Annotated in this window: 5 protein-coding genes and 2 pseudogenes; 2 read left to right on the top strand and 5 right to left on the bottom strand. The window is 70.2% G+C overall.

Features of this window, described 5'->3' with window-relative positions:
• Positions 1 to 622 precede the first annotated feature (622 nt).
• Together ACH4RG_RS25205 and ACH4RG_RS25200 are read right to left on the bottom strand one after the other, a co-directional pair.
• Positions 623 to 1,279 (bottom strand): DUF5701 family protein, encoded by a 657-nt coding sequence (locus ACH4RG_RS25205; RefSeq protein ID WP_397925772.1) that lies wholly within the window; start codon positions 1,277 to 1,279, stop codon positions 623 to 625.
• 649 nt (positions 1,280 to 1,928) lie between these two features.
• Complete coding sequence (locus ACH4RG_RS25200; protein ID WP_398540293.1) at positions 1,929 to 2,504, bottom strand: DinB family protein; 576 nt, start codon at positions 2,502 to 2,504, stop codon at positions 1,929 to 1,931.
• 358 nt (positions 2,505 to 2,862) lie between these two features.
• On the opposite strand from ACH4RG_RS25200, the gene rph reads away from it, so the two are divergent.
• Positions 2,863 to 5,511 (top strand): rifamycin-inactivating phosphotransferase, encoded by a 2,649-nt coding sequence (gene rph / locus ACH4RG_RS25195; protein WP_398540292.1) that lies wholly within the window; start codon positions 2,863 to 2,865, stop codon positions 5,509 to 5,511.
• A gap of 76 nt (positions 5,512 to 5,587) precedes the next feature.
• On the opposite strand, the pseudogene ACH4RG_RS25190 reads toward rph, so the two are convergent.
• A pseudogene (locus tag ACH4RG_RS25190) lies at positions 5,588 to 5,722 on the bottom strand (SDR family oxidoreductase); the annotation flags it as partial.
• A 42-nt stretch (positions 5,723 to 5,764) separates the two neighbouring features.
• A pseudogene (locus ACH4RG_RS25185) lies at positions 5,765 to 6,111 on the bottom strand (monooxygenase); the annotation flags it as partial.
• 328 nt (positions 6,112 to 6,439) lie between these two features.
• On the opposite strand from ACH4RG_RS25185, the gene ACH4RG_RS25180 reads away from it, so the two are divergent.
• Positions 6,440 to 7,015 carry a hypothetical protein gene (locus ACH4RG_RS25180; RefSeq protein ID WP_397925818.1) on the top strand — a complete coding sequence of 192 codons (576 nt, stop codon included), beginning with the start codon at positions 6,440 to 6,442 and terminating at the stop codon, positions 7,013 to 7,015.
• Positions 7,016 to 7,635: 620 nt separating this feature from the next.
• Here ACH4RG_RS25180 and ACH4RG_RS25175 read toward each other — a convergent pair.
• Positions 7,636 to 12,069 (bottom strand): hypothetical protein, encoded by a 4,434-nt coding sequence (locus ACH4RG_RS25175; RefSeq protein WP_398540291.1) that lies wholly within the window; start codon positions 12,067 to 12,069, stop codon positions 7,636 to 7,638.
• Positions 12,070 to 12,203 lie beyond the last annotated feature (134 nt).

Below are 12,203 nucleotides of genomic sequence, written 5' to 3'. Positions count from 1 at the left end.
AGCGGGCCGAAGCCTGCGGTCCGAAGCCTGCGGTCCGAAGCCTGCGGTCCGAAGCCTGCGGTCCGAAGCCTGCGGTCCGAAGCCTGCGGGCCGAAGCCCGCGGGCCGAAGCCCGCGGGCCGTAGACCGGTGAGCGCGTGGTCCGGGTGTGTCCCGGTCAGCGGCAGCCCGTCGCCGGGGCAGTCGAGGGCGCCGCCGAACTCCAGTCGATGCGCGGCATCAACTTGTCGACGTTCGGGGTCCGCCGCCTGTAGAATCTTCCTACCGTTTCCGGCGCAGCCACCGGAGCCACTGTCCGGACGAAGCGCTGCCCCACCGCACGGAGCCGACGCACTCCCGCCGCGGGAGCCGGGCGGCACCCTGCGCGCCTTCGACGTGCGGGTCTCCCTCGGTGTGCTGCGTGACACCAAGGTCGGACACAGCGTGTGCGGGCGTTGATGCAGAGTCGCCATATCCCCTGTGGCTCAAGGTAACTGACGTGCAGTCGACAAAAGCCAGGGCGCAAGGTCGCGCACTCCGGGGAGATGTTCTCGCGCGCGCCCGCGGCGGTGAAGCGGGCCCGCGCGGCCCGCTTCACCGGAGGTGAGTCACCGGAGATGGCTCAACAGGAGGACGAACGGGCGCTACTGGCCCTCGCGGCCCGCGGCGGAGGCGAATCCCAGCCACGTGTGGCGGTTGCCCCACCAGCACCAGCCGACCTTGGGGGCGTTGCGCCGTTCCTTGCCGTCCCGCCCGGTGCCGTTGCTGATCCAGAGCGCCGGGGTACGCGCGTCCAGGGCGCCGTTCGCCTTGCGCAGCCGGGACCCGATGGTCATGAAGCAGAGGTTGCGCTCAAGCACCGCTGGCTGTTGCAGGACCCAGTGGATGCCTTCGGTGAGCACCAAGGGGGTGCGGCCCTCCTCCGTGAGGGCGGGCAACGCCTCTTCGGGGCTCCAGTTGGCCATGTGGTCGCCGCGGTCGGGTCCGGCGACGAAATAGAGAGGCGCGTCGGGAAGTTCGACCGCGTCGGGGGCGAACCGGTCGACGTCGGGCATGTCGACGACGACGAAGCCGGGCTTGCCGTCGCGCAGGAGCAGCGGCGCGAGGGCGGAGGCGGGGGCGCGCTCCGGATGGACGGCGAGCAGAACGTCACGGCTCCGCCCGGCCGTTCGGGCGAAAGCGCGGATGTCCTCGGCGGAAATTCCCGCGATCTCGTGCACCCCGAGTTCGATCAGGCGATCCGCCTGGGCGGAGGGCGGCGGGAGCGGGCGTACGGCGTCGGCAGTGGAAGTATCGGGCAAGGCGGTTCCTCGGATCCAGGGTTCGTGGCAGGGGCCGGAGGGTCGAACGAGGGAGGTCGCCGAAGTGTTCCCGGCGCGGCCACGCCTCTCCGGCGGGCCCGCTTCCGTGCTGCCGCCCCGACGTCGGCGGGCACGTCGGCGATCCGCCGTTCACCCGACGGTCCGGACGCCTTGCCGGCCTCCTCCCCCTGCCCGCCGTCCGCCGGCCCACCTTCGACTCCGACGACCGTTTCCTCGCCCTCACCGACGAGAAGGGGTGCCCGGTCTTGATCTCCGCGGCCGTTTCGGCCGCACGCACGACACCACCACCACCGCCGCCCGCCGCGACCGCATTCTCACCCGCCCGCGCGCGGGGCCGGCCTCGGCGCCCTGGTCGGCCTTGGTTTCCTCGGCCTCACCGGCGACAGTGACGACCCGGTGATCGTCCACGGCCACCGGGCCGCCCGAGTCCGCAAGCTCACCCCCGGCGAGAAGAGCAGGCCGACCGGGTCCCGGCCGCCCCTCCGCGCTGCCGTAGCACAGGGCTTCGCGCGCCTGAAGACCTGGCGCTCCCCACCGGGCTCCGCATCGGCCCCGTTCGCGCCACTCACCTTCCGCGCGCTCTCCCGGTCCTCTCGAACCGCGAGCTCTCACGCTGACAGCCCATCAGTCATATTCGGCGCGGTACGGCTCCGTCCTGCCAGCGGTAGAGGTCGCGCAGCAGGGAAATCTCGGCGCCGTGATGGATCAACTCCCTGTTGACGTGCAGAACCCTGTTCTCCATGGGGAACCGCTCGGGGCCCACAGCAGGCGGATGGTCCAGCTCAGCGTCCGTGAGTTCGCGAACCCCCGCGTTCCATCTCCCGTACATCTCGTCGAGCTGGTTCAGCGCCTCGTCAGCGGTCCCCGCGTAGGCGATGGCCCGGGATTCCAGATCCTGGCCGCCGAAGTACCACCCGACCCGCCAGCCCAGGCAGGAGACGATGATGTGCGCCAGCCGCCAGGCAATCGTGGTCACCGGCGCAGGCGCCGGGGCAGGCGCCGGGGCAGGGGACGCGCCGTCCATCGTCCATTCCCCCGGACCTTCCGACATCGGTGCGGCCGACGTGCCACGTGGGCGGATGCTCCAGCAACCGCGCACCGGCTCCCAGAAGTACTCCTCGTCGGTAAGACCATCCAGCCGTGGCCGCAGGTTCCTGTTCCAATACCAGTCCAACTGGTCCGCGAGTCGCTCGCTTCTTGTCATTTCCCAACGTTATCGGCGAAGACTCGATGAACGCGGAGAATGCCCCGACGCTCGGGGAAGCCCAACAACAAAGGCAAGGAGAGAGACCTCTCCTTGCCACTCTCAACTTATAGCTCACCGGGGGGCTTGCGGCAAGACCCCGGTGACGGCGCAGAATCCTCGGGTCGCTGCCACCACCAGCGGGAACGGTCGCACGACGTGCGCCGACCGGCCGGGAGGATCCGCCGGTCCATACGTCAGAGGGAAGACAACCAGGAATGAGTACGTGCCCGACAAGAGGTTCGACAGAGGGCGAGGCGCCGGTGGTCCGACCGGCCGCCGCAGTGCAACGGAATACGACCGCTCCGGAGGTGTCACGATGACGAACCCGTACGTGCTGGACCTCAGCGAGGTCGACGAGACGCGTGTCGCGGACGTAGGCGGCAAGGGCGCACACCTGGGCGGACTGTCGCGGATCGAAGGCATCCGCGTGCCGGACGGCTTCTGCGTGACGACGGACGCCTTCCGGCGGGCCATTGCGGGAGTCCCGTCGATCGACGAACCGCTCGATGAGCTGTCGCGGCTGGACCCGGAGGACCAGGAGGCGATCCGCACGCTCAGCGCACGGATCCGCCGCATCATCGAGGAGACCACCGTCCCGGGCGACATCGCGGCGGCGATCACTGGTTCGATCGTCCGGTTCGGCGAGCAAGCCGCGTATGCCGTCCGGTCCAGCGCGACGGCGGAGGACCTGCCGACGGCCTCCTTCGCCGGCCAGCAGGACACGTATCTCAACGTCCTGGGGCCGATCGCGGTCCTCCGGCACGTCAGCCGGTGCTGGGCCTCGATGTTCACCGAGCGGGCCGTCGTCTACCGACAGCGCAACGGCATCGACCACCGTACGGTCCACATGGCCGTGGTCGTGCAGCGGATGGTCTTCCCGCACGCGTCCGGCATCCTGTTCACGGCCGACCCTGTCACCGGCAACCGGAAGGTCGCCACCGTGGACGCCGGCTTCGGCCTCGGCGAGGCCGTGGTCTCCGGCCTGGTGAACCCGGACGTCTTCACGGTCCGGGCCGGCGAAGTCGTCACCAGGACCATCGCCGCCAAGGAGCACGCCATCCACGCCCTGCCCACCGGCGGTACGCGGGAAGTGGCGGTCGACGCAGGGCAGCGGCAGCGGCCGGCGCTGACGGATGAGCAGACCGTCCGCCTCGTCGGGCTCGGCCGCAGCATCGAAGCGCACTTCGGCCGTCCGCAGGACATCGAATGGTGCCTGGTCGACGACGGCTTCCGGTTCGTGCAGAGCAGGCCGATCACCACCCTCTTCCCCCTCCCCGTCGTCGAGAACGGCGACGAGGGGGATGACAGGGAGAACGCCGAGGGAGACGGCGGGGCGAATCGCGTCTACGTCTCCGTCGGCCACCAGCAGATGATGACCGACCCCATGAAGCCCCTCGGGTACTCCATGTGGCAACTGACGGCCATGGTGCCGATGCACGAGGCCGGCGGGCGGCTGTTCGTCGACGTCACCCCGCGCCTGGCATCGCCCACGAGCCGCGACAGCCTCCTTGACGCCATGGGGAAGGGCGATCCGCTGGTCAGGGATGCCCTGGAGACCGTCCTCGAACGCGACGGCTTCGTGCCCTCACTCCCGGACGCGGCCCCCGTCGGTCCGCCGTCCACCGATGCGCCCGCCCCGATCGAGACGGATCCGGCCGTCGTCACCGAACTGATCGAGCGCAGCCGGACATCCATCGCCGCCCTGGAACGTGACATCCGGACGAAGAAGGGGCCGGCGCTGTTCGACTTCCTGCTGGAGGCCTTCGAGGAGCACAAGCGGGTACTGGCCGACCCGCTGAGCATGCGGGCGCTCATGGCGGGGATGGACGCCACCTGGTGGCTCAACGACAGGTTGCGGGAGTGGCTGGGCGAGAAGAACGCCGCGGACACCCTGACGCTGTCGGCCCCCGACAACATCACGTCGGAGATGGGACTGGCGCTGCTCGACGTCGCGGACGTGATCCGCCCGCTGCCGGAGGTGCTGGCGTTCCTGCGGGACGCCGAGCACCTTGAGGACGCCACCTTCCTGGACGAGCTGGTGAAGACCGAGGGGGGAGGCGAGGCACGGGAGGCCATCGAGGCGTACCTCGACCGGTACGGCATGCGCTGCGTCGGCGAGATCGACATCACCAGGCCGCGCTGGCGTGAGCGCCCCACCACGCTCGTTCCCGTGATCCTCGACCATGTGCGGAACTTCGGGCCGGGCGCTGCCGAGCAGCGCTTCGAACGGGGCCGGCGCAAGGCCCGGCAGAAGGAACAGGACGTGTTGTCACGGCTGCGGGCCCTGCCGGACGGGGACCGGAAGGCCGACGAGACCCAGCGGATGATCGACCGGGTCAGGACCTTCATCGGATACCGGGAGTACCCGAAGTACGGCATCGTCAGCCGCTACTTCGTCTACAAGCGTGCCCTGCTGGCGGAGGCCGAGCGACTCACGCGGGACAAGGTGCTCACCGAGAAGGAGGACGCCTTCTACCTGACGTTCCAGGAACTCCACGAGGCCGTACGGTCCGACCGGGCGGACGCGCGGCTCATCCAGCGGCGCAAGGAGGCGTTCCGGTCGTATCACGCGCTCACCCCGCCCCGCGTCCTCACGTCGGACGGTGAGGCCGTCACCGGCGCGTACCGGCGTGACGACGCGCCGCCCGGCGCGCTGACCGGCCTGCCGGTGTCCGCCGGCACCGTCGAGGGAAGAGCCCGCGTCATCCTCGACATGGCGGCGGCCGACCTCGAAGCGGGCGACATCCTGGTCACGACCTTCACGGACCCCAGCTGGTCGCCGCTGTTCGTCGGGATCGCGGGCCTGGTGACGGAGGTCGGCGGTCTGATGACCCACGGCGCGGTGATCGCCCGGGAGTACGGACTTCCGGCCGTCGTGGGCGTGGAGCGGGCCACCCGGCTGATCCGGGACGGGCAGCGGATCCGTCTCCACGCGACCGACGGGTACGTGGAGCTCCTGCCCTGACCGCCCGCACCGAGGTCCCGTTCTCCGACGCGGCCCGCTCGTGACGCGCCGCGAGTGCCTCGGCCCGGCCGTGTCGGACGGCTGACCAGCCGTCGTCCACGGGCAGGACGGCGCCGATGACGAAGGAAGCCGCATCGGACGCCAGCCAGACGATGGCGGCGGCCTGTTCGTCCGCCGAGCCGATGCGGCCGATGGTCGCGCCGATGAGGCTCCCACGCGAGAGGAGACGTCCGGGGCGGGTACGGGTGCGTTCATGGCTCGGGGCGATGGGACCGTTGGGCCGGCCGCGCTCTTCACGGTCGTTGTAGCCGGGAGTGCACTCGGCGGGGAACCACTTGTGGTCGGGAGCACCCTTGGCCAGGACGGCGATCCAGGCGTCCTCGGTCTCGGGGGAGGGTTCGATGAGGCCGCCGCCGCCGAGACCGAGGACGCCGCCGACTTCGGCGACTGCGACGAGGGCGGCGGCATAAATGGCCTGCTCGTCCAGGATGTGGGTGCAGTTGACGCTGCCGGCGTTCTGGGGAACCCCCTCTGGAGGAGGCCGGGGAAGCCGTTGCTCGTGAAGCCGTGGAGCGTGCGCGGGCCCTGCCTGGCCCACCTGCGCCCCGGTGCCGACGAACCCCCCCCGCTTGTCCGCGATCCGCGGCCACGCCCCATGTCGCGGGTGCCTCGTCCCAGTTCGGCACCGGCACCGGCACCGGCACCGGCACCGGCGCTGGGCGCGGCCAGGTGTGCTCGGTCCAGAGCTTGTAGGCCGACTTCCGGCCACCAGCGGAAGGGACGAACGCAAGTGACCGGTGCATACCCCCCCCGCGACCGGCGGGAGAGCGACTCAGACGGCTGCCCATGTCACCAGGCGCACTGGCGGCTTGGCTTGATTCATGTGGGTACCATCGTCGCTACACCCACGTCGAAAGCCGAGGACCACATGTCTGGAAACCTTCCCACTCCGAGCGTCACGGCAGACTATGCCCAACGGATCGCCGATGATCTGTCGGCGACCCGGAGCGAGCAGGAGCGTGTGCGCACCGAACTCGCACGGCTTCAGGATGAACTCGTCCGCCTGGAGGACAGCGAGCAGGTCCTGACGAAGATGCAGGAAGTGCTCGGCGGCACACCCAAGCCGACGACCAAGCAGAGGAAGAGCCCCAAGGGAACCGTGGTCCCCGCGGCCCGGCGTTCCAACAGCAGGACCCGCGCGGGGAAGGCGACTGCCACCACCAAGCACAAGAGTTCCAAGAAGACGGCCACGCCCAAGAAGACGGGAGAGCCGACGTGGCTGGAGCTGACCGCCGCTTACCTGGGAGGACAGAGCGAACCCAGGTCAGCAGCAGAAATCGCAGCCGCGCTCACCGACGCGCACCCTGAGCGTTCGGTTCAGGTGCCGGTGGTGCGAAACACGCTGGAACAGGGTGTGGCGCAGGGGCTGCTGGAGCGTACCAAGCAGGGGCGTTCGGTCTTCTACAGCCCCGCCTCCGCTACCCCGGCCCCGTCCGAGGCCTGAGGTCTTTCCCGTAATCGGGACAGCCCTTGGGCGGCTGCCGGCCGACTCGAGCTTCGACGAAACCGGAACCGGCCGTCCCACATAACCCTTGCCCCGACCCCGCGCCGCCCCGGTCTCTTCCGGCCCCTGCTGCGGCCCCGGACCCTACCGGAGGCCCGTCTCCCCCCGGTGCGACGGTCCCCGTCAGACGGTCGGCTCCCCGGTGGGACGCGCGGAGTTCGGTGGGGGGCGCCGTCGAGCGTTCCCTGGCCCGGCGGTGGCACCCGATCGGGTGAGCAGACCGGACGGGCCCACGTGAGGGAACGGTGAGGACGGCGGTGGACGCGTCCGGCCGAGCAGCGTCCACGGCCGTCTTCCGCGCCAGGCGCCCAGTCCCCTGGACCATGCGCACCAGTGCTGAGAACAGCAGGTGGGGAACGCGCTGCACGACCGACGGCCTGCGCCGCAACCACCGCCATGGCCTGCCGGACGGGGCGAACACCGCTTTCAACCGCACCGGTTGGGCAGCGGGAAGCACTCGCATCGAGAACCTGACCAAGCACTACTGGTGTGTCGTCACTCAGGTTCTTGAACCTGGCTGGGGCCCCCTGCGTTATGGGCATGGACATCGGTGTGCCCTGCTACCCCCTCCGGTGCTCTCTGACGTCGAAGAGAGCCACATCATTGCCCAAGCCGACACACAGACTGTGGGCGCCGGCGAATGCGAGGGCCCCTGCCGCGTGGGGCAGCGTCAGCGAATCCAGGGGGGTGGGCCCTTCCTTCCGCAGAACCCAGAGGCACACCGTGCGGTCGCTTCCGGCGGCGGCGATCACGGATGAGGACTCCTCTGTGCCGCTCGCCGCGAGCGCGAGGCCGGAACCGGCGGGTCCCGGCAGGTCATGCGCCAGGCTTCCGTCGTGCATGTCCCAGATACGAAGCCGGCCGTCCTCACCTGCTGAGACGAGGCCGGAGTGGCCGGTCGGGAGCGTGATGGGCGTCAGTGCGAGCACCTGTCCGGTGTGCCCGCCCAGTGCTCCGATGGGGCGACGGGCACCCACGTCCCAGTATCGGATGCCTCCATGCTCATCAGCGGAAACCAGGCCGGGACCGCCGTCGGGCAGGGGCAGGGAGAGGAGAACGTTGATCCTGGCCGACTCGTGCCGCCCCAGAGCTTTCCGCCATAGCTGTCGGCTCTGGAGGTTCCATATGCGGATCTCGGTGTCCTCCGCGACGCCGGCGACCAAGGGCTCCCCACCGACGGGTACGTCGACCGCGGTCAGCCGAGTGACGGAATGGCGATAAAGAAACCCGCTTCGCCGGGCGTGCGGTAGAGGCAGCGGAGCTCCGTGTGTCTTTCCCCGGTACAGATCCCAGACCTGTACCGGGGAATGCCCACCGACCACGAGTGCCAGTGTCGGACCCCCGGGGAGGTCGGCGAGCGCGAACGTGTGGACAGCGGATGCGTGACCGGCCTGGAGAGGTTCATCGACGAGTTCTCCGGACCCCAGCTCCCGTAGTTGCACGGCACCGTCCTCGGCCGCGCTGATCAGAACCGGGGTTCCGTTTCGCTGGGCCGTGGCAACGACGGTCACCGGCTGGAGATGACCGGGCTGTGGCTGGGTCGGCCGATCGTTCGACGCGCCGGACTCCGAAGTCAGACTCCAGCATCGGACCGTGCCGTCCCGGCTGGCCGTGACCGCGCGCGGAGACGAGCCCGGGAGGCCGGCGGCCGCGACCTGCACCGCCGCGTCGGTGTGCCCGTGGAGTTCTCGGCCCGGCGCGTCCGGCGGTGCGTCCGGATCCCGCACACGTACCGTGCCCGCCTCGTCCACGATCACCACAACGGGCCCGGCGATGGACGCTACGACGGCGATGGACGCGACCGGGCTGTCCGCACCGCCGGGGATCGATACGCGCGACGGCCCGCGGACATCCGCGTCCCACAGACAGACTCTGCCGTCGTGGTGTCCGGTCGCGAACACCGGTGTTCCGTCGACGAGTACGGCCGACGTCACAGCAGTGACCCGCTCGTCCACGGGCAGGGTCCAACGGGAGCCGTTGGAGTCCCAGAGGCGTGCGGTGCCCGCCTGGTCCACGGTGACCGTGGCAGGACCGTCGGAGCAGGGCACCACGGCGATCGCCGTCACCGCACCCCGATGGCCGCCCATGGGCGCGGACAGGGGCAGCCGGGACTCCAGGTCCCAGAGCTGGGCGGTGCCGTCCCGGCTTCCCGTAGCGAACACCCCACCGGTGTCCACGAGGCGCGCGGAGGCCACCGACGTCAAGGGGGCGGTATGGGCGAGGAGCACGTCACCCAGCGGCCGCGCGCTCCGCAGATCCCACAGCCGTGCGCAGAGGTCGTCGCAAGCGGTGACGGCAACCGGCGTACCGTCCGCCAGGGTTGTCGCGGTGACCGCCACGGCCCGGTAGGTGGAATCGGCGCTTGCCCAACCCACGAGCGCGAAGGTCTGCAAGGTCCAGGCCGACAGGTTCCCTTCCTCGTCCAGGGCGACCGCGGGAGTGTCGGGGCGGTCTCCGGCCACGGCGGCGACCGCGGCCAGTGGTCCCCTCTCGCCCGACATGGTCCCCAGCAGGCTGCGGCTGAGCAGGGAGCCGGTGGCCCAGCGAGCGCTTCGAACGGCGGTGTGGCCGGGAAGTCCGGAGTCCGCCCGGGTCCAGAGGGCCTGGGCCAGTTCACGGGCGCCCCAGCGCGATGCGTCCAGAGCCAGGAGGCGCAATCTGTCCTGCGGGCCGAGGCGCCGGTGTACGTCGATGGAGGTGCGGTAGACGGCCGCGTAGAGGGCCGCGTCGGGCGATCCCGCGCGGTCCAGATAGGGCAGCACCGAAGCGGCTTCGGCATGCATCAGGTACCCGGGATCGGACAGCAGCCACTCGAACCTCGCGGCCCTCGCGGCGTGAGCGGCGGCGTGGCGCAGTAGGTAAGGCGGAGCGAACTCCCAGGATTCCGCTGTCGGTTCGACGTGTCCGTGGGGGGTCTTCAGGAGACGAACGAGGACGCGTTCCGCATCGGCCCGCGGGTCCTGGGTGGAGACGGTGGGGTGGAGGGGGTACTGGATCAGGTGGTCGGCGAGTGCCTGGTGGAAAAGCCGGTACAGAGTGCTGCCGTCCTCGTCGACGGAGCGCCGGAGGTAGAAGGAGGCGGCGGTCAGACACTCCTCGATGTCTGATTCCTCCGGGCCCCGGGACGAGCTGTCCGGGGCGAACGCTGCTGCGGCGGTGTGCAGGAGGGCCCTGGGCAGGCCCGCGCCCTCGGCGTGCGCGAGGAGGGCCAAGAGGGGACGGAGCCAGGATCTGCCCCGGCCGAGGCCGTGCAGGTCCAGTTCGAGCATTCCCGCGAGGGTGGTGGGTACGGAGGCGGGGTCGAGGAGTTCCTGCCCGGCTGTGGCCAGGTAGTGGGCGAAGAGCCCGGCGACGAGGAAGGCACCTTGGTGCTCGGCCGCGTCGGTGAGACGCTCGGCGATCACCTCGGCGGTCGCGTCGACCACGCCACGGCCGAGTCTCGCGTACGACGAGGACTCCGGGTCCTCCAGCACTTCCGCGACGTAGTCACGCAGTTCCTCACGCACCCGTGCCGGGTCCACCGCGTCCAGGTCGATGAGGGCTCCGTCGTCATCGGCTGAGGCGAGCATGCGGTCGAAGACCTGCCACGGGCGGCATCCCACCAGGAGCCGGCAGACGGGCCGCTCCTCGGCGTCCGGGCTCTTCTGACGTGCCCTGGACAGCCTCAGCACGAGATCGGACAACAAGGCCGGCTGTGCCGCCTCGTCGAGCGCGTCGACGATGAGAACGGGAGCCGAGGTCAGGTCTGCGAGCCGCGCGACGAACCGATCGATGCCGACCGCCTCGGTGCCCGCGCCGGGCACGGCAAGTCCCAGCTGTCCGGATATCGATGCCATCACCTGTTCCAGAGACAGCCCGCGCGCGTGCACGGCGGCCAGTCCCGCACAGCGTCCGGCCGGTCGTTCCCTCCGCGGAATCCGGTTCTCCAGCGCGTCGACCACACCGTCGAGAGCGGGGTGCGCCAGGCCTACGAGCACTCCCAGCAGCGCCGACTTCCCCACGCCCGGGCTCCCGGTGACCACGACCAGGGGCTCGTGGTCACCGGGTGAGCTCAGCCAGGCGCTGAGCCTGCGCAGTTCGTCGTGGCGCCCGGTGAACAAACAGCGTCCACTCGATCGTGACTCCCGTGGTGCGGCGAAAGCCCTCCCGAGGAAATGCGGTGCGTCCAGCCCCGAGTCGAGCGTCTCGAGGAATCCGCGCAGTCCGCTCTCCGACCTCTTCCGATACCACTCCGCGGGTGCCTGGTCGTAGGCGGGGTTGCGGAAGAACGGCTGTACCGGGTCCGCGATCTCGGTCAGTCCCGTAAGAGAGACGGCTTGGCGGTGCGCGGTTCCCGCCGGATCCATGGCCGCGATCGCTCGGTGTATCTCGCGGGCCACGGTCTCCACGGGGACGTACTCGCAGGAGAAATGAATGTCGAGGGCACCGTCGGCGAGCTTTCGCAGTACGGAGACGGTTGCCTTGGTGAACTTCCCGGAGTACGCCGCTTCCCGGTCGGTGGACGCCCCGATGATCCAGCACTTCCTGGCGGATTCGGGAATCGCGAGGCCGCCTTGGATGCGCGAGGCCTGGCCGGCGTGGCATACGTCGAGCAGCAAGAGCACACGGGGGCCCGATATGTTGGCCTCTACGCTCCGGACGAGCGCGCCCACTTCCACTGCCGAGTCACCGATGCGATCAGGATCGGTGTCGCCGGCGACGAGATGCAGCGAGCCGAGCCGGGGGTCCCGCACGCCGTGGCCGAGGAAATGGATGACGAGGCCGTCGTCGGCCCGGCCTTCCCGCCGGGCGGTGAGCAGGGCGTCGGAGAGCGCAGCCCCGTCAGGGTCGTGCAGTGCGCCGTATCCGTGCAGTTCATGTCCGAGGTCGCCCAGCGCCGACGCCATCTGGTCCGCCAGACCGGCCGCGAAAGGAAGGCGCGTATAAGGTTCGGGAGCGTTGGGGTCGGGTTCGCCGAGAGGTGGGGTGCAGGAGAACTCGCCGACCGCCACCACCAGTGCTCGCGTAATGGCCGACTCCCTTTTCTGTCCCGCTCGCCGCTCGGGGCGCATTGCCGCCTCCGGCGCCGCGTCCCTTCCTTGGCAGCATAGACTCTTGCCTGCCCGGCACCGCCGGGGCCGGGGAGTAC

This window comes from Streptomyces sp. NPDC021019, assembly GCF_044333295.1.
Classification (GTDB): Bacteria; Actinomycetota; Actinomycetes; order Streptomycetales; family Streptomycetaceae; genus Streptomyces.
This window is presented reverse-complemented; position numbering and strand designations above follow the sequence as displayed.

Excerpts from the sequence above, each read along its gene's own strand:
- rph (WP_398540292.1), top strand. The coding sequence starts at position 2,863 with ATGACGAACCCGTACGTGCTGGACCTCAGCGAGGTCGACGAGACGCGT.
- ACH4RG_RS25200 (WP_398540293.1), bottom strand. The coding sequence starts at position 2,504 with ATGACAAGAAGCGAGCGACTCGCGGACCAGTTGGACTGGTATTGGAAC.
- ACH4RG_RS25180 (WP_397925818.1), top strand. The coding sequence starts at position 6,440 with ATGTCTGGAAACCTTCCCACTCCGAGCGTCACGGCAGACTATGCCCAA.